The organism is Ruegeria sp. HKCCD6428 (assembly GCF_013110595.1).
GTDB lineage: Bacteria > Pseudomonadota > Alphaproteobacteria > Rhodobacterales > Rhodobacteraceae > Ruegeria.
In genome coordinates this window covers 43,138-66,396 of record NZ_WVQX01000001.1, presented here as the reverse complement: position 1 = coordinate 66,396, position 23,259 = coordinate 43,138, and the positions used below count along the sequence as shown (strand labels likewise).

Below are 23,259 nucleotides of genomic sequence, written 5' to 3'. Positions count from 1 at the left end.
CATGCACGTCGTCTTCCGCGAAAGCCACGGGCTCGAGGAAACCGAGACCCCAACCGATCTGGGCCAGAGCCCGGCGGAACTGGTGGTGCTGTCCTTTTCGGACAGCGATCTGGGTGCTTTCGCGGCGGGCTGGCATCGTGGTGGCGGGCCCGAGGGGCGGATGCCCTCGTTGCGGCTGGCCAACCTGACGGCGCTGAAACACCCCCTGTCGGTCGATACCTATGTCGAACAGACGTTGGAGGGCGCCAAGGGCATTCTGATCCGTCTGATCGGCGGGGTGCCCTACTGGTCCTACGGGTTGCAGCAGGTGCTGGCGCTGGCGCAGGCCAAAGGCATCGCGCTGGCGGTGCTGCCCGCCGACGGGCGCGAGGACACGCGGCTGGACAACTATTCCACCCTGCCCGTTTCCACCCTGCGGCGGCTGGCGCATCTATGCGATACCGGCGGCGAGGTCGCGGCACAGGCGGCGCTGGCGCAGATGGCTTTGGCGGCGGGGCTTTATGCCGGGCCGGTGATGGGCGCCAAGACCTTGCCCGAATGTGGCGCGTGGTGTCCGGATCGCGGCGTAATCCCGGTGGAAACCGCGTTCGAAGGTAACGCCAAACGCATCCTCGTCACCTTCTACCGCGCTTACCTGACCTCGGCGGACACCGCCCCGATCGCGGCCCTGATCCGCAGCCTGCGCGCCCGTGGGTTCGAGGCGGTGGGCCTGTTTGCCCCGTCGCTCAAGGCGCCTGTGGCCGCCGACTGGTTGCGGGAACATGTTGTTGCGCTGAACCCATCGGCCATTGTCAACGCCACTTCGTTTTCGGGAAAAGGCGCGTCGGGAACGTCGCCTCTGGACGCGGTAGGCGTGCCGGTGTTTCAGGTCGCTCTCGCCACCTCCCGCCGCAAAGCCTGGGCCGAGGCGGAACGCGGTTTGTCCCCGGCCGATCTTGCCATGCATGTGGTACTGCCCGAGGTGGATGGACGGATCTCGGCGGGAATCGCGTCTTTCAAGGAACCCGGCAAACGCGATCCGCATCTGGAATACGCGCGCTTTGCACATCGGCCCGAACCGGACCGGATCGAAGCGATCATCGACCGTGTATCGGGCTGGCTTGCATTGAACGACAAACCCAAGGCAGATCAGATTCCTTCGTTGGTCCTGTCCACCTATCCCGGCAAAGACTGGCAGATGGCCCATGCGGTTGGCCTCGACGCGCTGGCCTCGGCCGAGGCGATGCTGTCCGATCTTGACGAAGAAGGCTATGACATCGCGACAGGCGAGCTGATTGCCGACACTCTTCTGGACGCACGGATTTCGTGGTCGCTCGGGGATTATCAGGATGCGCTTGCGGAATTGCCCGAGACCCTGCGCGCCGGTCTGCACGCCGTTTGGGGCGCGCCCGAAGATGATCCGGCCTGTGCCGATGGGGCCTTCCATTTCACCGCGCTTCGGCGCGGCAAGGCGCTGGTCGCGCTGCAACCCGAACGCGGCACGCCCGAGTTGCGGGATGACGACTATCATGACCTCTCGCGCACCCCGCGCCACGGTTATGTCGCCTTCTATCTGTGGCTGCGCAAAGGCTTGGGTGCCGATGCGCTGATCCATATCGGCGCGCATGGAACGCTGGAATGGTTGCCCGGAAAATCGGTCGCCTTGTCAGCCGATTGCTGGCCCGAGGCGCTGATCGGCGATCTGCCAGTGATCTACCCGTTTATTGTGAACGACCCGGGCGAGGCCGCGCAAGCCAAGCGCCGGATCGGAGCCGTCACGCTGGGCCACATCCCGCCCCCGATGAAGGACAGCGGCACGCCGGATCGGATGGTGCGGCTTGAATCGCTGCTGGATGAGTTTTCCAACGCCGACGGGCTTGACCCCAAACGCCGCGACCGCTTGCAGGAAGATATCCGTGATGAAGCGCAGGCGATAGGGCTGGAAAGCGATCTTGGCCTCGATCAGGCAACCTGCACCGCCGAGGCCATCACCCGCATCGATCGCTTTGTCTGTGACATCAAGGAAAGTCAGTTTGGCGACGGGCTGCACATCTTCGGGCGCGTGCCCGAGGTGACGGGCAGTTTCGATCCGGCCCCTTCGGCCCACGCCGAACGCGACGCGCTGATCAAAGCGCTCGAAGGCAAGCGGATTGATGCCGGGCCTTCGGGGTCCCCCTATCGTGGCCGGTCAGATGTTCTGCCCACCGGGCGGAACCTTTACACCACCGATCCGCGGTCGGTTCCGACCCGTGCGGCCTATGCTCAGGGTGTGAAACTGGCCGAAGAACTGGTGCGACGCCATCTTCAGGAAGAAGGCGATTACCCGAAGGGGCTGATCGTCGATCTGTGGGGGTCAGCCACCATGCGCACGGCGGGCGAGGAATTCGCCATGGCCCTGCACCTGCTGGGCGTCAAACCCGTGTGGGACAAAGGGTCCGAGAGGGTTTCCGGCATCGAGGTTCTGCCGATTACCGACCTGAGCCGCCCGCGCCTGGACGTTACCCTGCGGGTTTCGGGCCTGTTCCGGGATGTTTTCCCGACGCTGTCCGCTTTGTTTGGCCAAGCGGTGCGCGCATTGTCCGCGCGTGATGAGGCAACGGATTGGAACCCCTATGCCGGGCAGGAGCCGGCAGCGCGGGTCTATGGACCTGCGCCCGGAAGCTATGGCGTGAATATGACCGAACTTTCCGAGGTGTATACCGACGAGGCCCGTGCGGAGGCCGGTGAAGCGTGGCTTGAGGCCAGCTCTTTTGCATTGGAAGGCGAACACATCTCGCAGGACAAGGACGGCATCACCCAACGCGTTGCAAATGCGGACAGCTTTGTCCACTTGCAGGACCTGACCGAAACCGATCTTCTTCTGGCCAACGATTATGCCACACACGAGGCGGGTTTTGCCGCCGCCAAGAAGATCGCCGGCGGAACCGCGCAGCTGTACCATCTGGACAACACCAACCCCGAAAACCCGCGTGCCCGCACTTTGCGTGAAGAAATCAGCCGAGTCGTCCACGCCCGTGCCGCCAACCCCGGCTGGATCGCCGGGATGCAACGCCATGGTTTCCGGGGGGCGGCTGAAATCGCGGCAACGCTGGATCATATGGCTTCTTTCGCGCATCTGTCTGGCACGGTCGCACCACATCTTTTTGACCTCTACCACGATGCCACTCTGGGCAACGAAGAGGTCGACGCGTTCCTGCAAGAGGCCAATCCCAAGGCGCGCCAGGCCATGCAGGACCAGTTCCGCGCGCTGCTTGAGGCCGGGCTTTGGAACACGCGCCGGAACTCTATCCGGGCTGATCTGGAGGGATTGAGATGAGTGCACCAATTGTTCAGGGCTGGTGCCCGGGCGCCCATCGTCCGATGATGTCCGGTGACGGTCTGGTCGTCAGGGTCAGGCCCCGGCTGGCGCGTCTGGAGGCCGATCAGGCACTGGGACTGTGCGATCTGGCGGACCGCTTTGGCAACGGCTCGATCGATTTGACCAATCGCGCCAATCTGCAATTGCGGGGCGTGGAAGAGGAAGACCATCAGCCTCTGCTCAAAGAGCTTGCCGCGCTGAACCTGCTGGATGCGGAACCCGGTATCGAAATACGCCGCAATATTCTGGTTACGCCGCTCTATCAGGCGGGCGATTTGACTGCTCGACTGACCCATGAACTGATTGACCGGCTTGCGGAGCTGCCGGCCCTGCCGGCAAAGTTCGGCTTTGCAATCGACACCGGCCCCGAACGTCTGCTGGCGTCGGATTCGGCCGATATTCGCCTGGAATCCGGTGCAGGCAGCCTGATCCTGCGCGCTGACGGGTGCGCAACCGGGCGGAGCGTAACCGAGACCGACGCCATTGATCACGTGATCGCGCTGGCAATGTGGTTTGCCGAAACCTACACACCCGAGACACGCCGCATGGCGCGTGTCATCGACGCCCTGCCGCAGGAATGGCAAGGATGTGCGCCCGGTTCCGTTGGCGCAAAGCTTCAACCGGGCCGCTGTGAACTGGGTGCCCTGTACGGCGCGGCTTTTGGGTCGCTGCCTGCGCGCAAGCTGTATGACCTGATCGAGGACAGCGGCGCTTGCGCCCTGCGCGTCACCCCGTGGCGGCTGATCCTGCTGGAAGGCGGGGCGGCGATACCTGCCCCGGCCTTTGTCGAAAATGAAACCGATCCGTTGATGACCACCGACGCCTGCCCCGGCGCGCCGTTCTGCCCGCAAGCGCAGGCCGAGACGCGCGACATCGCCCGGGCGTTGGCTTCGCGGGTGTCCGTACGCCTGCATGTTTCGGGCTGTAGCAAGGGATGCGCTCGCATGGGTCCTGCCGACATCACATTGGTGGGCGCAAACGGACGATTTGATCTTGTCAAACAGGGCCGCGCAGGGGATGAGCCCAGCCAACGCGGGCTCGACCCGGAAACACTCATGACTATGGACTTCACCTGATGCCCTATACATACGAAACCGATGGCGCGGCGATCTACAAGGAAAGCTTTGCCACCATCCGGTCCGAGGCTGATCTGGCCCGTTTTGATGCCGATGAAGAGCAGGTTGCCGTTCGCATGATCCACGCCGCGGGCATGGTCGGGCTGGAAGAGTTCGTGCATTTCTCACCCGGCTTCGTGCAGACGGCCCGCACCGCATTGGAAAATGGCGCACCGATCCTGTGTGATGCGCGCATGGTCAGCGAAGGTGTCACCCGTTTCCGCCTGCCCGCCGACAACCAGGTGATCTGTACTCTGCACGATGAACGCGTACGCCCGCTGGCTGCCGAGATGAGCAACACCCGTTCCGCCGCTGCGCTGGAGCTGTGGCGGCCGCATCTAGAGGGCGCGCTGGTCGCCATAGGCAATGCGCCCACCGCACTGTTTCATTTGCTGAACATGCTGGAAGACCCGGATTGCCCGCGCCCTGCCGCGATCATCGGCTGCCCGGTTGGCTTCGTCGGCGCGGTGGAATCCAAGGATGCGCTGTGGCAGGCGCAACCGGTGCCGTCCTGCATCGTCAAAGGTCGTCTGGGCGGCAGCGCCATCACGGTGGCGGCCATCAACGCCATCGCAAGCCGGGCAGAATGAAGATGGGCACCATATACGGTGTGGGCCTTGGCCCCGGCGATCCGGATTTGATGAGCGTCAGGGCTGATCGCCTGCTGCGCAATGCAAAGCATGTAGCGTATTTCCGCAAACCCGGTCGCAGTGGTCAGGCGCGCAAGATCGTTAACGGGATGATCCCCGAAGGCGCGGTCGAGTTTCCGATGGAATATCCCGTAACCACCGAGATCCCAGTGACAGACCCGCGTTACAACGAATTGCTGGCAGCATTCTACGAAGACTGCACAAGGCATCTCAAGGCCCTGTCAGAACGGGGTGAGGACGTGGTTGTTCTGTGCGAGGGCGATCCCTTCTTCTATGGCTCGTTCATGCATCTTTACAGCCGACTGCGCCAAGACGCGCCGGTTGAAGTTGTACCCGCCATTACCGGTATGTCCGGAGCGTGGACCGCGACCGGAGACCCGATCACCTGGGGTGATGATGTGCTGACCGTGCTGGTTGGCACCCTGCCCGAGGACACGCTGGCGGAACGCATGGCTCTGACCGATGCGTTGGTCGTGATGAAAATCGGACGCAACATCGACAAGGTGAAGCGCGCTCTGAAGACCGCTGGCCTGTATGACCGGGCGTGGATCGTGGAATATGCGCAGATGCCGAACCAGACGGTGACAAAGCTGTCCGAAGCCTGCGAGAAGATCACCCCGTATTTCTCGATCATCGTCGTGCACGGTCAGGGGCGGCGACCATGAGCGGCTGGGTCAAGATTGCCGGTCTGGGGCCGGGTGACGAGGCGCTTGTTACACCAGAAGTAACAGCCGCGCTGGCCGAAGCCACCGATGTTGTGGGCTATATCCCATATGTAGCGCGTATTGCCGAACGCCCCGGCCTTACACTGCATGCCAGTGACAACCGGGTCGAAATCGACCGCTCGCAACACGCGCTGCAAATGGCTGCCGATGGCAAACGGGTGGTCGTTGTATCCTCGGGCGATCCCGGCGTGTTTGCCATGGCGGCGGCCGTTTTCGAAGCACTGGAAAACGGCCCTGCGGAATGGCGCGACCTTCATATCGATGTGCTGCCGGGGATCACGGCGATGTTGGCTGCATCCGCGCGCGCGGGCGCCCCGATGGGGCATGACTTCTGCGCCATCAACCTCAGCGACAACCTCAAACCATGGTCATTGATTGAAAAACGCCTGCGCCTTGCTGCACAGGCGGATTTCTCGATGGCCTTTTACAATCCGCGCTCGAAGTCCCGCCCGGAAGGCTTTGTAAAGACGCTGGAAATCCTGCGCGAAGAATGTGAGCCCGAACGTCTGATCCTGTTCGCCCGCGCCGTATCGCGGGCCGATGAAGAGATGCGCATTTCGACACTGGCCGAAGCCACGCCCAACATGGCGGATATGCAGACTGTGGTGATCGTGGGGTCATCCCGAACGCGCGTCATCGAGCGCGATGGCGCACCCATCGTTTACACCCCTCGCTTCACCCCTGATGAGGATCAGGGATGAGACAGCCAGTCCAGAACCTGTGCGACCTGCGAAAACTCGGTCCGCTTCGGCAGAACCGGGCGGTCGATCATCAGGACGGGAAGGCCCAGCGCCCGCGCCGCGTCCAGCTTGGCGCGCGCGCCCGTGCCGCCTGCGTTCTTGGACACGACCAGCTGCGTCCCTTGGCGCTGCATCAACGCCCGGTCGTCGGCTTCGGTAAACGGCCCTCGGGCGACGACCACCTCTGCATTCGGCAAGGGCAAAGTGTCGGGCTCATCCACAAGGCGCAGCAGATAACTGTGTTGAGGCCGGGTCGAAAAATCTTCAAGATGCATGCGGCCAACGGCAAGGAAGACACGCTGAGCATCACCGGACAATGCGTCGACGGCGGCAGCGATGTCGGGCACGTGACGCCAGACATCGCCGGGCTGCGACACCCAGGCCGCGCGGGTCAACGCGGCCAATGGCGTCCGCGTCGCGGCGCATGCCTCGATCGCGTTCCGGCTCATCCGGGCCGCAAATGGATGGGTCGCGTCCACGACATGGGTGATGGCGTTCTCATGGATATAGGCGGCCAGACCTTCCGGACCGCCGAAACCGCCAACCCTTACCGGCAAGGGCTGCGGTCGCGGGTTTTCCACCCGTCCGGCGTAGGAATACACAGCAGCAATCCCTTGTCGCGAAACAGCTTTGGCCAGCGCGTTGGCCTCGGTCGTGCCGCCAAGGATCAGGAGGGTTGTCATGTCTGAATCTCCGTGGCTGACCGTTCTGGGGCTGGGCGAAGATGGGTTTGATGGCCTGTCGCCATCCGGCCGTCAAGTGCTGGACCGGGCCGAAGTGATCATGGGGCCGCCGCGCCACCTGTCATTGCTGCCCGAAACAGGGGCGGAACGTGTCGAATGGCCTGTGCCGTTCTCGGAAGGGCTGCCGATCCTGAAGGAATTGCGTGGCCGCCAGACGGTTGTTCTGGCCTCGGGCGATCCGTTCTGGTTTGGCGCAGGCTCGGTCATTGCGCGCAATTTAGATGCCGGTGAATGGACCGCCCTGCCCGGCCAATCCACCTTCTCGCTGGCCGCTGCCCGGCTCGGCTGGCCTTTGGAAAGCACATTGACCTTCGGCCTGCACGCCGCGCCGCTGACCCGTTTGCGTCCTCATCTGGCGCCGGGAGCGCACGCGATCTTGTTGCTGCGTGACGGAAAGTCCGTGGCGGAACTGGCACGGTATCTGACCGAGACAGGCTTTGCCGACTCGGCCCTGCATGTGATGCAGGCCCTAGGTGGCCCGCGCGAAAACACCCGAACAGTCACGCTGACCGAGGCGCTGTTGGGTACGTTCGACCATCCGGTCTGCGTCGGTCTGGAGGTTTCCGGTGCAGGACCTGCCCTTTCCAAGGCGTCTGGCAAACCGGACCACATCTTCGAGACGGACGGGCAGATCACCAAACGCCCGATCCGCGCGCTGACACTCTCGGCGCTTGCTCCGCAAAGGGGCGAGCACCTGTGGGATATCGGAGGGGGCACCGGCTCGATCAGCATCGAATGGCTGATGTGCGATTTGACCCTGACCGCAACCAGCATTGAACCCCGTGCTGACAGGGCTGAGCGCATTCGTCGGAATGCCGATGCACTGGGTCAGGATCGGCTGAACGTCATCCATGGCACCGCGCCCGCTGCACTGAATGGTTTGGAACTGCCCGACGTGGTGTTCATCGGAGGGGGGCTTGATCCAGACCTGCTGCACTGGCTGCACCAGAACCTGTCTTCCGGAACCCGCCTGGTTGCCAATGCCGTGACTTTGGAAAGCGAGGCCATATTGGCCCAATGGCATGAGAAACTGGGCGGAGAGCTTCTGCGGATCGAACTCGCGCAGTCGGCGCCGCTTGGACCGCGCCGCGGCTGGAAATCCGCCTATCCGGTCGTGCAGTGGAGCGTGACGCTATGATCGTTGCCGGTTTGGGATTCTCGTCCGCTGCCACGGTTGCCAGCTTGCGCGCCGTATTTGACACGGCGGCCGCAAACCACGATGTCGCCGCCCTGGCAACCGTTGCTGACAAGGAAGGTCATTCGGCCCTGACGACCTTTGCCGAAGAACTGTCCCTTCCGCTCCACTTCGTTGCCGCCGCCGATCTGGCCGGTCAACGTACACTCACCTGCTCGAACCGCAGCCGCGCAACCTATGGCACCGGAAGCGTGGCCGAAGCATCCGCATTGGCCGCCGCCGGAAAGCATTTTGGCCCGGGTGCGCGGCTGCTTTCACCCAGACAGATTTCAGACGACCGGCTGGCGACCTGCGCCATAGCCATCGGAGGACAGACATGACCGTTCATTTCATCGGCGCCGGACCGGGCGCCGCCGACCTACTGACGCTGCGCGGGCGCGACATCATCGCATCCTGCCCCGTTTGCCTTTATGCGGGTTCCCTGGTTCCGGAAGAAATTCTTGGCCACTGCCCCGAAGGCGCAAGGATCGTGAACACCGCGCCAATGGACCTAGATCAGATCATGGCCGAGATCGAGGCCGCACATCAGGCCGGCCAGGATGTGGCCCGTCTGCATTCGGGCGACCTGTCGGTCTGGTCGGCGATGGGGGAGCAGATCCGCCGCCTCAAGGAAATGGGCATCCCGGTCAGCGTAACCCCAGGCGTTCCGTCCTTTGCGGCGGCTGCGGCGGCTTTGGGAACCGAGCTTACTCTGCCCGGGCTGGCGCAATCCGTGGTTCTGACCCGGACGCCGGGCCGTGCATCTTCTATGCCCGAAGGCGAGACGTTGGAGAATTTCGCACGCACAGGGGCGACACTTGCCATTCATCTGTCCATCGGCAATCTGGAAAATGTCATTGCCGATCTGACCCCGGCCTATGGGTCCGATTGTCCGGTCGCCGTGGTCTATCGCGCAAGCTGGCCGGATGAACGGATCATCCGCGCGACGCTGGGAACGCTCAAAGAGGCGCGGGATGACAGCATCTCGCGGACTGCGTTGATCATGGTCGGTCCGGCCCTGGCGGGCGAAGGTTTCGACGAAAGCTGCCTGTATTCGAAAGATTACGACCGCCGCTATCGCCCACAAAGCGCCGAGAGCCCCTGGTCAAGCTGGAGCCATGGTGATGATTAACCCTCCGGGCCTTCTGATTTCCGCCCCGTCTTCGGGTTCGGGCAAGACAACGGTCATGCTGGGCCTGTTGCGCGCGTTGGCCGAGGATGGCCTGACCGTTCAACCGTACAAGAGCGGACCGGACTATATCGACCCCGCCTTCCACCGAGCCGCGTCCGGGCGGGCTTCGTTCAATCTTGACAGCTGGGCGATGGGCGATCCTTTGTTGAACGCGATCTCCGCGCAGGCCGAAGGCGCCGACATCGTGGTGGCAGAAGGTTCGATGGGCCTGTTCGATGGCGTGGCCAAGCCGGGTGAGTTGGGTCATGGGTCCAGCGCCGAGACCGCTGCACGGATGGGTTGGCCGGTTGTGTTGGTGCTGGATGTCGGCGGCCAGGCGCAATCTGCGGCGGCAACCGCGCTGGGGTTCAGGATGTACAACCCCGATCTGCCCTTTGCCGGCGTCATTCTGAACCGCTGTGCCAGCCCGCGGCACGAGCGCCTGACCCGGCTGGGGATGGAACGCGCAGGCCTGCCGGTTCTGGGTGTTCTGCCGCGCCGAGGCGATCTGACCCTACCCGAGCGGCATCTGGGGTTGATTCAGGCAGTCGAACACCCGGATCTGGAAAGCGCCATCGTGGGCTATGCCGCATTTCTGCGCGAACATGTGGATCTCGAGGCGATCAAACGGGCGGCTTCCTCAGGCCCCATTGGGCCATCGTCAGACGCGCTGCCGCGCCCTCCGGCCCAGCGGATTGCATTGGCACGGGATGCGGCTTTTTCTTTTACCTATCCACATTTGCTGGAAGGCTGGCGCGCCGCTGGGGCCGAGATCCTGCCCTTCTCGCCACTGGCTAATGAAGCCCCGGCGGCGGATGCCGATCTGGTCTGGCTTCCCGGCGGATATCCTGAACTGCATGCCGGGACATTGGCTGCTGCCCAAACCTTCCTCGCGGGTCTGCGCAAGCACGCGGAAAAAAGGCCTGTGCATGGCGAGTGCGGTGGATACATGGCGCTGGGTCATGCGCTGATCGACAAGGATGGCGTGCGGCATGAAATGGCTGGCCTGCTGGGGCTGGTGACGTCGTACCAAAAACGCAAATTCAACCTAGGCTATCGCAAGGCCGAACTTTTGGCCCCGATGCCGGGATTTGCGCGGAATGCAGCGCTGCGCGGGCATGAGTTCCACTATTCCTCGATCGTGGATCAGCCTGACCCGCCGCTGGCCCGTGTGTTTGATGCCGAAGGCGCAGAGGGACCTCAGACCGGCTCTGTTCGCGGCAATGTCACAGGTACGTTCTTTCACCTGATTGCGGAGGCAACTGCATGAGCGGATTTGTCTCTTTCATCGGCTCGGGCCCCGGCGATCCGGAACTGCTGACGCTGAAGGCCGTCGACAGGATGAAAAAAGCCGATGCGATTTTGTTCGATGACCTCAGCAGCGGGCCGATTCTGAGCCACGCGCGCGAGGACGCCGATCTTGTGGGCGTGGGCAAACGGGCAGGTCGCCCCTCGCCCAAACAGGACCATGTCAGCAGGTTGCTAGTGGACTACGCCCAGACCGGCCAACATGTCGTGCGGCTGAAATCCGGCGATGGCGGCATGTTCGGGCGGCTTGAAGAAGAGCTTGTTGCCCTTCGTGATGCGGGCATTGAATTCGAGATCATCCCCGGCGTACCGTCTGCGGTGGCTGCCGCTGCTGCTGCAGGCATCCCGCTGACGCGTCGTCTGACCGCACGGCGGGTGCAGTTCGTGACGGGACATGACGTCAGTGGCGCGTTGCCGAACGACCTGAACCTGACAGCCTTGGCCGATTCTCAGGCCACCACTGTCGTATTCATGGGTAAACGTACTTTCCCGCTTCTGGCAGAAGCGCTGCATTCACACGGCCTGCCTTTGGATACGCCTGCTTTGATGGCTGAATCTGTTTCGACCCCGGATCAGAAGCTGACGCGCGCCACCATCGGTGCCCTGGCCGAACAGCTGAAATCCGAGATCGGCACGGCTCCGGCCTTGATCCTTTACGGGCCGCTGGCGGAGTTCGAAGATGATTGACCTGAGCCTGATTGGCATCGGCACCGGCAACCCGGATCACGTGACCTTTCAGGGGGCGCAGGCGATCCGGTCGGCCGATCTGATCCTGATCCCCCACAAGGGCGAAAACAAGGCCGATCTGGCCGGGCTGCGTGAGGACATCATCGATCGGGTAACCGAGACACCGCCAAGGATAGCCCATTTTGACATCCCAAGGCGCCGGGCGGATGACGGCTATCTGCGTGGCGTGGACGAATGGCACGACGCCATTGCGCTGCGCTGGCAAGAGGCGATCGCGGCCCACCCGGAGGCGCAGAACATTGCGCTGCTGATTTGGGGCGACCCGTCCCTGTATGACAGTTCGCTGCGCATTGCGGCGCGGCTGGACCCCAAGCCCAACACCAGGGTGATCCCGGGCATCACGGCCTTGCAGGCTTTGACCGCGGCTCATGCGATCCCGATCAATGACCTGGGCGCACCCTATGTCGTGACCACCGGGCGTCGTATCCGGGATGAAGGCTGGCCTGAAACAGCTTCGAAAGTCGCCGTCATGCTGGACGGGGAATGTTCGTTCCAGTCCCTCAGAATGTCAGAGTATGACATCTGGTGGGGGGCCTATGTGGGCATGAAAGAAGAACTGCTGATCAGCGGCCCTTTGGATCAAGTCGCGCAGCGGATCCTTGACACGCGCGCCCGCGCCCGAGCCGACCATGGCTGGATCATGGATATCTACTTGCTGAAGAAACGCGACGTGCAGCAGCGCGCGGCGAACACGGATTCGTGACTGCGCAGAACGCTCAAGTCTGGCACACAGGTCAGAGCAAGATACCGGAGACGCGTTGATGAAAGCCTTCATTCCCCTGCTCTGCCTGATCGCGTTGCCTCTGTGGGCTCAGAATGCGCCCGAGGGCTGGGCCGTGTACCCAACCCAGAAACCGTATGCAGAACTGGTTGACGCAACCAAAGCCGCGATCAAGGAAAACGGGCTGATCGTCGTGACTCAGGCGGGCCCGACCAAAGCGGCGGCAGCACGTGGGATATCGATTCCCGGAAATCGCGTGATCGGCGCTTTCAACAATGACTACGCCGTGCGGGTTCTGGAAACCTCGGTCCACGCGATGATCGAGGCCCCGATCCGGTTTTACGTTACCGAGAACAAAGACGGGACGGCGAACCTGTCGTATAAAACCCCCAGTTTCGTTTTTGCGCCCTACGCCTCGGAAGGCGGTCAGAACCTGATGGATATTGCGGCCGAACTTGACTCGACGTTTCAATCGATCGCTGAACGCGCAGTCAAATAGTCACACTGGCGTGAACCGCCTTGCGTCCGGGAACGTCCTCCGCAATCTGCTTGAAACGGTTTTATCGGAGCATGACTGATGCAAGACCCCTCGCCCCGCGCTGCGGATATTCTGGCCCAACGCCTCTATGAAGCGGGGTGCCGACACGCATTCGGGATGCCGGGGGGCGAGGTCCTAACGCTGGTCGATGCGCTGGAAAAGGCTGGGATCACCTTTCATCTGACCAAGCACGAAAACTCTGCCGGGTTCATGGCCGAGGCCGTTCATCATCGCGACGGTGCACCTGCGATTCTGGTGGCCACTTTGGGTCCGGGCGCAATGAACGGGATCAATGTCGTGGCGAACGCTTTGCAGGATCGTGTGCCGATGGTCGTTCTGACCGGATGCGTCGATGCGGACGAAGCGTTGACCTATACCCATCAGGTCATGGATCACAGCCGGGTTTATCGCTCGATCACCAAAGGCACTTATACGCTGACAGCCAAAGGCGCGGATATTATTGCCGACAAGGCGGTGTCACTGGCTATGCAGCCACGACCCGGCCCGGTTCATATCGACGTCCCGATCTCGGTTGCCGACACGCCTGTTAACGGCGTGAAACGCCGCCGGCTGGCCAAGGTCGCGCCGGTCAGCCCCGGTGGTGAATGCCTTGAGAAGGCCCGCCGCTGGGTGGCCGAGGCCGAACGCCCCATCGCCATCATCGGCCTGGATGTCCTCTATGACGACTCGCGCAGTGTCGTGCAGGCGTTCCTGGAGCATTTTGGCATTCCTTTCGTAACGACCTACAAGGCCAAAGGCGTCGTGCCCGAGGATCACGCGCTGTGTCTGGGCGGCGCGGGGCTGTCGCCGCTGGCTGACAAGCATCTTGTGCCTCTGATCGAACAATCGGATCTGGTATTGTGTCTGGGATATGACCCGATCGAAATGCGCCCCGGCTGGCGTGAGATCTGGGATCCGGAAGAAAAGCGCGTCATCGATATCTCTGCCGTGGTCAACGACCACTACATGCATCAGGCTGGATTGAACCTTGTTGCCCACACGGGCGAGACATTGGAGGCAATAGCCAAAGGCAACCCGGCCCGTGAAACATGGCCGGGCAACGAACCCGAGCAGATCAAAGCCGCGCTGGCAAAGGACTTCCCCACCGATGAAAGCTGGGGGCCCGCTGCCGTCATTGTCGAAACCCGTGCTGTCCTGCCGCCTGAAACACTGGCCACGGCCGACAGCGGCGCACACCGCATTCTGCTGAGCCAGATGTGGGCGTGCAACGAAGAACGCGGGCTGATCCAGTCCTCGGCGTTGTGCACGATGGGATGTGCCGTACCCATGGCCATTGGCCTGAAACTGGCCGAACCCGACCGCCCGGTGATCAGCTTCTCGGGGGATGCGGGGTTCCTGATGGTTGCGGGCGAGTTGTCGACAGCGGCTGAAATGGGCGGCAACCCGATTTTTCTGGTCATCGTGGATGCCAGCCTTGCCCTGATCGAGCTGAAACAACGCCAGCGACAGATGCGCAACACGGGCGTGGATTTCGGCCATCATGATTTCGCCGCAATGGGCCGCGCCTTTGGCGGCAATGGCCATACGGTTCGTAACAGGACAGAGTTGCGCGCCGCACTGGAAGCTGCTGTAAAGGCTGAGACATTTACGGTGATTGCTGCTGAAGTTGAGCGTGGAGGCTATGATGGCCGCATCTGAAGGCCCATTGAAGGGTGTCAAGGTTCTGGACCTTAGCCGGATCCTGGCGGGCCCAACATGCACACAGCTTCTGGGCGATCTGGGCGCAAGCGTCATCAAGATCGAAAACCCGGCAACCGGGGGCGATGACACGCGGCAATGGGGCCCGCCCTACGTAAGCGATGCCGAGGGCAACCGCTCGGATCTGAGCGCCTATTTCATGTCTGCCAACCGCAACAAGAAATCCGTCGCGCTGGATATCTCCTCGGCCGAGGGTCAGGCGGAAATCAGACGCTTGGCGTCACATGCGGACATCCTGATCGAGAACTTCAAACCGGGCGGGCTGGCCAAATACGGGCTGGACTATGCCACCCTGTCGCAAGAGTTTCCAAGCCTCGTATACTGTTCAATCTCGGGCTACGGCCAAACCGGCCCGAATGCCAGCAAGCCTGGCTATGACCTGATGGCGCAGGGCTATGGCGGGATCATGTCGCTGACCGGCGACCCCGAGGGCGCGCCCATGAAGGTGGGTGTTGGCATCGCCGACGTGATGTGCGGGATGTATGCAACCGTTGGTATCCTGGCCGCGCTGCGCCACCGCGACTTGACCGGCGAGGGCCAGCAGATCGATCTGGCGCTGGTGGATTCTCAGATCGCCTGGCTGATCAATGAAGGTGTCAACTATCTGACGTCAGGCAATGTTCCGCAACGACGCGGAAACGGGCACCCCAACATCGTCCCTTATGACGTCTACGAAACCGCCGATGGGCACGTGATTCTCGCGGTTGGAAATGACGGCCAGTTCAGAAAACTCTGCAACTTCATCAATGCTCCTGAACTGGCAGACGATCCGAGATTCGCGACCAACCCGGCCCGATTGGAGCATCGTGACGCGCTGAATTCGATTCTTCGCCCCGCTGTGAAGGCGCTGGACACCCAGACCGTCATTTCCGGTCTGGAGGCTGTCAAAGTGCCCGTCGGCCCGGTGCAGACGCTGGATCAGGTGTTCAACACGGAACAAGTGGCCGCAAGACAGATGCAGATTGCCATGCAGGCCCAGCCGGGTCAGGTCAACCTGATCGGGAATCCTCTGAACCTGTCTCGGACACCTGTAACATATCGTAACGCCCCGCCGGTCTGTGGGGCCGATACTGAGGCTGTTCTGAGCGCCGAAAACCCGTTCGAGGATTGAAATACTTGCACATTTAGGCGGCAAGTCGCTGAAACATGCCCTTGAATCGGCGGTTTTTTTCATCTTTTTCGCACACGTCATTTCACCAATTCGAGAGCAGCGTCGATACTATTACGTCCCTCTCGCACACTCTGGTACATCGAACAGTGTCAAATATCGCAATCAGATTGGACCCAAGTATGAAACAAGACGTTTTCGGACAGATGAACACCCTGACCCAGCCGGCGGCAGTCGAAGCGTGGAATGGTGTTCTGCTTGGGTTCATGGCTCATGCCGCTGTCACGCCGCAGCACTTGGGCAAAGTGCTGGAACTCGAGCCCGACTTCGCGCTGGGTCAAGCGGTCAAAGGTCTGTTCATGGCGCTGCTTGGGCGGCGCGAGATGATGGCGGTTGCTGTCGAAGCGCTGGCTGCTGCCAACGCGGCGATGGAACGTCAACCTGCAACTGAACGCGAACGTCTCTACGTGGATGCGCTGGCCCTGTATCTGGCCGGACAACAGGCACAGGCGGTTCAGAAATTCGAAGCGATTCTGCGTGACCATCCGCAGGACACTCTGGCGATGAAACTAAGCCATGCGACCCGCTTCGTTCTGGGTGATGCAAACGGAATGCGCCGCTCGATCGAGCGGGTGATGCCCGTTTATGAGCCGGACCACCCCGGGCGCGGCTATCTGCTGGGCTGTCATTCCTTCGCGCTGGAAGAAACAGGCGCTTATGAAAAAGCCGAAATCGCGGGCCGTCAGGCGCTGTGGATGGTGTCCGATGATGCCTGGGGCCTGCACGCGGTGGCCCATGTCCATGAGATGACGGGCAATGCGCAGCTGGGCCTAGACTGGCTGGCCGGGCGCGAGGCGGCCTGGGCCCACTGCAACAACTTCCGGTACCACGTGTGGTGGCACAAGGCGCTGATGCATCTGGATCTGGGTCAGGTCGATCAGGTGATCGAGCTGTATGACAATCACATCCGCAAGGACAAAACCGACGATTATCGCGACATCTCGAACGGTACTTCGCTGCTGATGCGGCTTGAACTTGAGGGCGTGAATGTCGGAAATCGCTGGGAAGAGCTGGCTGATCTGAGTGCCGCACGAACGGAAGATGGCTGTCTGATCTTTGCGGATCTGCATTATCTGCTGGCGCTTACCGGTGACAATCGCGCCGATGCCACGGCCAAGATGCTGAACCGCATGAACAAGGATGCGGCCCGCGCCGACGACGACGCCACCCGCCGCATGGCAGACCCAGGTATCGCTGCGGCCATGGGCCTGGAGGCCTTTGGTGACGGCCATTATGGAACGGCGTTTGATCATCTGCTGGCGGCGCGCGATTCCATGCAACTGGCCGGTGGCAGCCACGCGCAACGTGATGTATTTGAACGCATTACCATTGATTCCGGCCTGCGCGCTGGTCGCCTGGACGCGGTGGAACGCATTCTGGATGACCGTCGCGCCAAGCGCGCCGGGGGCGAAGACAATTATGCCATCGCGCGTCGCGCCCTGATCGACGCGGCCCGCGACAGCGGTGACGTCCAAAGCGTCCCCGCCGAATAACAAGAAGACCAAGAAGGACAGAAAACGTATGGCGACCATATCGCCCGCTTCTGATTTTGTACCCGCTGCGGCCCCGGCCGCAGCCCCTGCCAGTGCGCGTGATCCGCGTCTGGATTTCTATCGCGGCATCGCGATGTTCATCATCCTGATCGCCCATATCCCCAACGATCCCTGGGCAAAGTGGATTCCCGCGCGCTTCGGCTATTCCGACGCGACCGAGATTTTCGTGTTCTGTTCGGGCATGGCCTCGGCCATCGCCTTTGGCGGGGCATTTCTGCGCAAGGGATGGTGGATGGGCACCGCCCGAGTGGCCTACCGCATCTGGCAGGTCTATTGGGCGCATATTGCCCTGTTCTTCTTTGTTGCAATGACAATGGCCGCGTTGGATCAGACCGGCGCGTTCGAGAAGACCTATGTCTCGTCGTTGAACCTTCAGCATTTCTTCAATGACCCGGCCCCGCAATTGGTCGGGATTTTCACACTGACCTATGTGCCGAACTACTTCGATATCCTGCCGATGTATCTGGTCGTACTGGCGCTGATGCCGCTTTACATGGCGCTCTACCGCGTCAGTTTCTGGCTGATGGCGGCAGTTTGCGTGGCCATCTGGTTCATCGCCCAAACCGGCGCGCTTGCCCTTCCCGCCGAACCCTGGTCCGAGCGCCAGTGGTTCTTCAACCCCTTCGGATGGCAATTGCTGTTTTTCACCGGCTTCGCCTTCATGCGCGGTTGGATTCCGGCCCCGCCCGTGTCGAAATCCTTGATCTGGGTGGCGATTGCCTTTGTCGTTTTGTCAGCCCCGTTCGGGTCATGGAAAGTCTTCACCTGGATCAACACGGCTGCACCCGAGCTTGGCGCAGTGATCCGCAAGGGCTGGCCCCTGACCGAAGAGCTGCGTGGCAAAACCGAGTTCGGCCTTCTTCGATATGTCCACTTTCTGTCGCTGGCCTATCTGGGATGGGTTGCAGCGGGCGAGCACGGCCACCGCCTGATCGCGACGGGTCATGGTGTGGGCGCACGCATCTGGCAATTCCTGCTGGCCGTTATCACCAAGGTCGGCCAGCAATCCCTTGCCGTTTTTGTGTTTTCGATGGCCGCGGCCCGGCTGATCGGCGTCGCGCTGGATCAAGCTGGGCGGGATGTCGCCACTGTCTTCATCGCCAACATGATTGGGTTTGCGATGATCATCGGCGTTGCCTATCTGGCAGCTTGGTTCAAGTCACAACCCTGGAAGTCGAAGAAATGAATTTTACCCGTCGCGCATTCCTCGTCTCGACGACTGCTTTGGCCTTCGCTCCATCCGCCTATGCGACGGGCGGTGAGACGCCTTTTGACCGCGACTATGTGATCGAAATGGCCCGCGATCTGGCCAGCCGCCCCTATGTGGAACGCGAGATGGTACCGCAGGAATGGCAGGACCTGACCTATCAGCAATACCGTTCCATCCGGTTCCGGCTTGACCGGGCGCTGTGGTATGAAACCGAGACGCCCTTCAACGTGGATTTCTTCACCCCCGGCCTGTACTTCCCGCGCACCGTCAAGGTGGAAACGGTCGAGAACGGCATTACCAAGCCGGTCGCCTTCGATCTGGAAATGTTCGACAAGTCCGAAGACGTGCCGCAACTGCCAATCGATGACACGCTGGGCTTCTCGGGCCTGCGTCTGCGCACTGAAATGCACCGCCCCGGCAAGACAGATGAATTCTGCGTCTGGCAGGGGGCCAGCTATTTCCGCGCCATTGGCCTGCACGAGGTTTACGGACTGTCCGCGCGGGGTCTGGCGTTGAAAACCGGCGACCCGGATGGCGAGGAATTTCCCGAATTCATCCGTTTCTGGCTGGAACGTCCCGAACCGGGCCAACGCAACATGGTCGTGCACGCATTGTTGGACAGCCCCAGCGTGACCGGCGCCTATCGTTTCAACGTCACGGCGGGCGCGGATTGCATCATGGATATCGAGGCAACGCTGTTCCCGCGCGAAGACCTGCCCCATGTGGGTATCGCTCCGGGTACTTCGATGTTCCTGTTCGACCAGACCAACCACAGCCGGTTCGACGATTTCCGCCCTGCTGTGCACGACAGCGACGGGTTGATGATCCGCAATGGCGCGGGCGAGGTTCTGTGGCGTCCGTTGGCCAATCCGACCCGATTGCAGGTTTCATCCTTCGTCGATACAAACCCGCGCGGGTTTGGTCTGATGCAGCGCAAACGAGAGTTTTCGGACTATGCCGATCTCGAGGCCAATTACCACAAGCGCCCGGGCCTATGGGTCGAGCCCCAGGAAGACTGGGGCAAAGGCTCGGTCACGCTGGTCGAGATCCCGGCAGATCAGGAAATCTATGACAACATCGTCGCCTACTGGAGGCCCGCTGAACCCTATGCGGCAGGCAGTCAGGTTGATCTGTCCTATCGCCTGATCTGGGGGGAAGAACCCCAGCGCACACCGATGCCGCGCGTGATCAACACCGCGATGGGCGAAAACACCTTTGGCGAAGGCCGGCTGGCCGTCATCGATTTTGAAGACAGCGAGCTGTTCGAGGACCTGGGCGCAATCACTGTCTTTGTGGATTCGCCACATGCGGAATCTTCGGAAGGCGTCTTGCAGCGCAACCCGGATACCGGTGGTCCACGCCTGGCGTTTTCATTCCAGCCCGGCGAACGCAACCATGTCGAGTTGCGCGCGCAATTGTTGAAAGACAAACAGCCCGCCTCGGAAGTCTGGCTGTACCGTTGGACCGCATGAGCCGCGATCTGCATATCATGCCGCCCGAGGCCCCTCTGGCGATGCCGGCGCAGAATTTTGGCGCACGGTTCCGGGATGCCGATGCGCCTTCCGGTCAGCACAAATCATCTACCGGATTCTGGCGCGCGCTGGCCTTTTCGCCTGCCATGGCCGCCACTCTGGCGTTGCTGTGGGTCATGTGCGACTGGTTCGGCGCGGAAGGCATAAACGTGGTCGAAGCCATCCTTTTGGCGTTGATTTCGTTCAACTTTTTCTGGATTTCCTTCACCGTCTGCACCGTTTTGCTGGGCATGGTGTCGCTGGCGAAACAGGAACGCTCCGAGCGCCGGACCGCGGCGCAACCCCTGCGGGTGGCCCTGCTGACCCCGGTCTACAACGAAGTCCCCTGGAACGTGTTGGGCAATGCCCGCACCATGCTGGAGGATCTTCAGGCTCGCGGCGGCAAACACCACTATGCCATGTTCATTCTGTCGGACACGCGCGATCCCGAGATTGCGGCGCAGGAACAGGCCAGCGTCGAGGCGCTGCGCACCACCCTGGCACCCGGGCTCGAGCTGTATTATCGCCGCCGCGAACAGAATACCGACCGCAAGGTGGGCAATATCGCCGACTGGGTCAGCCGCTGGGGTGCGGACTGGGATGCCATGCTGGTACTGGATGCCGACAGCCTGATGACCGGGCGCGCGATCCATCGCCTGACCGATGCACTGGCATGCGATCCGGGTGCGGGCTTGATTCAAAGCTATCCGCAGCTGATCGGCGCACAGTCGGTCTTTGCCCGGATGCAGCAATTTGCAAATGGTGTCTATGGCATCGCCTTTGCCGAAGGTCTGGCCCGTTGGTGCGGGCAAGAGGGCAACTATTGGGGCCATAACGCGATTATCCGCACCAAGGCCTTTGCCACCAGCGCCGGCCTGCCCAAGCTGCGTTCGTTCAGCGGTCAGGACAAGCTGATCATGAGCCACGATTTCGTCGAGGCCGGCCTGCTGCGCCGCGCCGGATGGGCCGTGCGATTTCTGCCGCGTATTCGCGGGTCATATGAAGAAACACCGCCGACCCTCATCGATCACGCCATGCGGGACCGCCGCTGGTGTCAGGGCAACCTGCAACACCTGAAATTGCTGGGTTCTTCCGGATTCCGTGCCGTATCGCGATTCCACATGTTCCACGGCGCGGTCGGCTATCTGATGTCCCCGTTGTGGTTTGCGCTATTGTTGATGTGGGCGCTGATCGGTCAGGGTCAGGATGCCTCTGTCCTGCATTATTTCAGCCCCGACAATCCTCTGTTCCCGCAATGGCCCGAGATGTCGGAAACCCGCCACGTGCTGATCATTCTGGTCATGTACGCGATGCTGTTGGCCCCCAAGGTTCTGGGCGTTCTGGCCCTGCCGCTGAGCGGTGTACGCTACGCGGATTTCGGTGGCGGGCGCAAATTCCTTGCCTCTTTCCTGGCCGAGGTTCTGTTGTCGATCCTTTACGCTCCGATCCTGATGGTGCAACAGATGATCGCTGTATTCCGTACGGCTTTCGGCATTCAGCGCGGCTGGTCGCCTCAGGCCCGCGACGGTGGCACCTATGGTCTGCGAACGCTGATCCTGTGCCATGCGCTTGAAACCGTCATTGGAGTGGCGCTGAGTGTCGGTATCCTGTCCGGTCTGGTGTCGATCTGGCTGGCCCCGATCGCAATCAGTCTGGCGCTGGCTATCCCGTTGTCAGCGCTCAGCGGTGTCTCGGCAGGTGCCGCGCGCAAGATGGTCGGAATGCGGGAAGACTTCAGCGAACCCGCCATTACCCGGTCAGCGCGCCGCTATCGCGATGAACTGAAGTGCCTGGTCGAAGGCAAAGGCAACATGACCCCGGCCGAGTGATCAACTGCCGGGAAGCCCTTCGTACCAATCGATTATCATGTCGGCCCAGCCCACGGGAACGGTGTGCCCTCCGGGAAAGAGAGCAAATTCCAGCGCGCTGCCTTCGGCACAGGTGGTCCAGCGGCGGCGCATGAAATCACCCGTCGTGCTGAACCCGGTCGGTTTGTGATCGACACAACCGTTCGCATCGCGCCAGATTTCGAGACCCGCATAGATATCACCCTGCTGAAAGCGTCCTCCGCCCAGCAAGCGCCCTTCCAGCGGCACTACGTTGTCGGTCCAGCCATGCGTATGGAACATGCGGATCGGACCATTGCAGGTTTCAGGGTGCGGGCGCCAGAAACCACCGGACACCGGGACATAGGCAGAAAACGTATCGGGGCTCTCGCAGGCCAGATAGTTGACCATGAAAGCTCCGGCGGAAAACCCGCCCAGAAGGACACGGTCAGCGTCGATGCCAAACCGCCGTGCCGCGTCTTGCACCGCTTCGGTCAGAAAGGCGGTTTCGTCCCGCTCACCAAAACCGGGATAGAAGTTCCAGCTTTTGGTGCCGCCCCGGTCGGGCCTTTCCAACCCCTCAGGGGCCATCACCGCATAGCCGCGCTCCAGCAGCGGCTCGACCATCCCGCGATTGCGCATCGTGCCCGACCCGCTGCCGCCATACCCATGCAGGAAAACCACCATGGGCGCATTGTCCGCGTCGGGCAGTTCGATGTAATAGGCACCCATGGGTGTCTCACAGGTATCCTCTTGTCCGGCACACCCCGCGAAAGCGATTTGCCCGGTCACTGCCAAGGCCAACGCCAGACTGAATTCCCGGATCATCCTGCATCCTCATCATATTTGCGCACCGGCAATCCGGCCCGAACCCATCCCGGCCCTGCGGCCGAACCCAACATACCCTCGGGCACGTCGATCACACTGGTGAATCCAGCTTCGATCAGGCGGTTGCTCAGGCGTGCCGAGCGCACGCCGCGCGCGCAAATCAAGGCCACCGGGGTCGTCGGATTGCCGCCAGCCAATTCCGTCAGCGCCTTGACAAAATCCTGGCGCCGCATGTCCAGCGGCACGGCACCTTCGCCTATGCCCGATGCGCGCCATTCACGCGGCGTGCGGATATCGATCAACAGAACGCTTCCCTTCGAGGCCTGCTCATGGGCCTCGGCGACCGTTATCCGGCCGCCGCCGTGGTCTTCGGGGATCAAACGGTATTCCCTGATCGCAAACCCGCCTGCAATCGCCGCGCAAGCGCCGATCAACATCCATCTTCGGGCTAGGTTCACTTTCTCGGCCAAGATTC

The 23,259-nt window shown here is 61.8% G+C and carries 21 protein-coding genes; 18 read left to right on the top strand and 3 right to left on the bottom strand.

Features of this window, described 5'->3' with window-relative positions; all coding sequences use genetic code 11:
- The first annotated feature begins 1 nt into the window (after nucleotide 1).
- From cobN to cobJ, 5 genes are read left to right on the top strand one after another with little or no spacing between them, the layout of a single operon-like run.
- Nucleotides 2-3,295: a cobaltochelatase subunit CobN gene (gene cobN / locus GS620_RS00310; protein ID WP_171613516.1), complete on the top strand. Its 3,294-nt coding sequence runs from the start codon at nucleotides 2-4 to the stop codon at nucleotides 3,293-3,295.
- Entirely contained in the window at nucleotides 3,292-4,413 is a 1,122-nt protein-coding gene (locus tag GS620_RS00305; RefSeq protein ID WP_152457461.1) for a cobalamin biosynthesis protein CobG, read from the top strand. Before cobN ends, GS620_RS00305 begins: the two co-directional genes overlap by 4 nt.
- Complete coding sequence (locus GS620_RS00300; protein ID WP_152457460.1) at nucleotides 4,413-5,042, top strand: precorrin-8X methylmutase; 630 nt, start codon at nucleotides 4,413-4,415, stop codon at nucleotides 5,040-5,042. The genes GS620_RS00305 and GS620_RS00300 overlap by 1 nt, the downstream gene beginning before the upstream one ends.
- Nucleotides 5,039-5,767 (top strand): precorrin-2 C(20)-methyltransferase, encoded by a 729-nt coding sequence (locus GS620_RS00295; RefSeq protein ID WP_171206609.1) that lies wholly within the window; start codon nucleotides 5,039-5,041, stop codon nucleotides 5,765-5,767. Before GS620_RS00300 ends, GS620_RS00295 begins: the two co-directional genes overlap by 4 nt.
- Nucleotides 5,764-6,528 carry a precorrin-3B C(17)-methyltransferase gene (gene cobJ / locus GS620_RS00290; protein ID WP_171613514.1) on the top strand — a complete coding sequence of 255 codons (765 nt, stop codon included), beginning with the start codon at nucleotides 5,764-5,766 and terminating at the stop codon, nucleotides 6,526-6,528. The genes GS620_RS00295 and cobJ overlap by 4 nt, the downstream gene beginning before the upstream one ends.
- Here cobJ and GS620_RS00285 read toward each other — a convergent pair.
- Nucleotides 6,519-7,250 carry a cobalt-precorrin-6A reductase gene (locus tag GS620_RS00285; RefSeq protein WP_171613512.1) on the bottom strand — a complete coding sequence of 244 codons (732 nt, stop codon included), beginning with the start codon at nucleotides 7,248-7,250 and terminating at the stop codon, nucleotides 6,519-6,521. The two genes, cobJ and GS620_RS00285, sit on opposite strands and share 10 nt — an antisense overlap.
- Between GS620_RS00285 and cbiE the strand changes: the two genes are divergently transcribed.
- From cbiE to mdoH, 13 genes are all read left to right on the top strand, one after another.
- Nucleotides 7,249-8,448, top strand: coding sequence for a precorrin-6y C5,15-methyltransferase (decarboxylating) subunit CbiE (cbiE, locus tag GS620_RS00280; protein WP_171613510.1), 1,200 nt, complete (start codon nucleotides 7,249-7,251; stop codon nucleotides 8,446-8,448). The genes GS620_RS00285 and cbiE overlap by 2 nt on opposite strands.
- Entirely contained in the window at nucleotides 8,445-8,825 is a 381-nt protein-coding gene (locus tag GS620_RS00275; protein WP_171329089.1) for a cobalamin biosynthesis protein, read from the top strand. The genes cbiE and GS620_RS00275 overlap by 4 nt, the downstream gene beginning before the upstream one ends.
- Complete coding sequence (cobM, locus tag GS620_RS00270; protein ID WP_171231969.1) at nucleotides 8,822-9,616, top strand: precorrin-4 C(11)-methyltransferase; 795 nt, start codon at nucleotides 8,822-8,824, stop codon at nucleotides 9,614-9,616. The genes GS620_RS00275 and cobM overlap by 4 nt, the downstream gene beginning before the upstream one ends.
- Nucleotides 9,603-10,925: a cobyrinate a,c-diamide synthase gene (locus GS620_RS00265; RefSeq protein ID WP_171613508.1), complete on the top strand. Its 1,323-nt coding sequence runs from the start codon at nucleotides 9,603-9,605 to the stop codon at nucleotides 10,923-10,925. The genes cobM and GS620_RS00265 overlap by 14 nt, the downstream gene beginning before the upstream one ends.
- Complete coding sequence (gene cobA / locus GS620_RS00260) at nucleotides 10,922-11,650, top strand: uroporphyrinogen-III C-methyltransferase (protein ID WP_152457453.1); 729 nt, start codon at nucleotides 10,922-10,924, stop codon at nucleotides 11,648-11,650. The genes GS620_RS00265 and cobA overlap by 4 nt, the downstream gene beginning before the upstream one ends.
- Complete coding sequence (cobF, locus tag GS620_RS00255) at nucleotides 11,643-12,413, top strand: precorrin-6A synthase (deacetylating) (RefSeq protein WP_171613506.1); 771 nt, start codon at nucleotides 11,643-11,645, stop codon at nucleotides 12,411-12,413. Before cobA ends, cobF begins: the two co-directional genes overlap by 8 nt.
- Nucleotides 12,414-12,471: 58 nt before the next feature.
- Nucleotides 12,472-12,930, top strand: a complete 459-nt coding sequence (locus GS620_RS00250; protein ID WP_171613504.1) for a DUF302 domain-containing protein — start codon at nucleotides 12,472-12,474, stop codon at nucleotides 12,928-12,930.
- A gap of 78 nt (nucleotides 12,931-13,008) precedes the next feature.
- Nucleotides 13,009-14,628 (top strand): thiamine pyrophosphate-binding protein, encoded by a 1,620-nt coding sequence (locus GS620_RS00245; RefSeq protein WP_171613494.1) that lies wholly within the window; start codon nucleotides 13,009-13,011, stop codon nucleotides 14,626-14,628.
- A complete protein-coding gene (locus GS620_RS00240) occupies nucleotides 14,615-15,799 on the top strand; it encodes a CaiB/BaiF CoA-transferase family protein (protein WP_171170375.1) in 1,185 nt (394 codons plus the stop codon). Before GS620_RS00245 ends, GS620_RS00240 begins: the two co-directional genes overlap by 14 nt.
- Nucleotides 15,800-15,978: 179 nt before the next feature.
- Nucleotides 15,979-17,349 (top strand): tetratricopeptide repeat protein, encoded by a 1,371-nt coding sequence (locus GS620_RS00235; RefSeq protein ID WP_171170373.1) that lies wholly within the window; start codon nucleotides 15,979-15,981, stop codon nucleotides 17,347-17,349.
- 28 nt (nucleotides 17,350-17,377) lie between these two features.
- Nucleotides 17,378-18,595, top strand: coding sequence for an OpgC family protein (locus tag GS620_RS00230; RefSeq protein ID WP_152457447.1), 1,218 nt, complete (start codon nucleotides 17,378-17,380; stop codon nucleotides 18,593-18,595).
- Entirely contained in the window at nucleotides 18,592-20,091 is a 1,500-nt protein-coding gene (locus tag GS620_RS00225) for a glucan biosynthesis protein (protein ID WP_171613491.1), read from the top strand. The genes GS620_RS00230 and GS620_RS00225 overlap by 4 nt, the downstream gene beginning before the upstream one ends.
- Nucleotides 20,088-21,959, top strand: a complete 1,872-nt coding sequence (gene mdoH / locus GS620_RS00220) for a glucans biosynthesis glucosyltransferase MdoH (protein ID WP_171613489.1) — start codon at nucleotides 20,088-20,090, stop codon at nucleotides 21,957-21,959. The genes GS620_RS00225 and mdoH overlap by 4 nt, the downstream gene beginning before the upstream one ends.
- Here the strand turns inward: mdoH and GS620_RS00215 are convergent, their stop codons facing one another.
- Both GS620_RS00215 and GS620_RS00210 read right to left on the bottom strand, forming a co-directional pair.
- Entirely contained in the window at nucleotides 21,960-22,784 is an 825-nt protein-coding gene (locus GS620_RS00215) for a PHB depolymerase family esterase (RefSeq protein WP_171613487.1), read from the bottom strand.
- Nucleotides 22,781-23,221 carry a rhodanese-like domain-containing protein gene (locus GS620_RS00210; RefSeq protein ID WP_171614465.1) on the bottom strand — a complete coding sequence of 147 codons (441 nt, stop codon included), beginning with the start codon at nucleotides 23,219-23,221 and terminating at the stop codon, nucleotides 22,781-22,783. Before GS620_RS00210 ends, GS620_RS00215 begins: the two co-directional genes overlap by 4 nt.
- Between the last annotated feature and the right edge of the window lie 38 nt (nucleotides 23,222-23,259).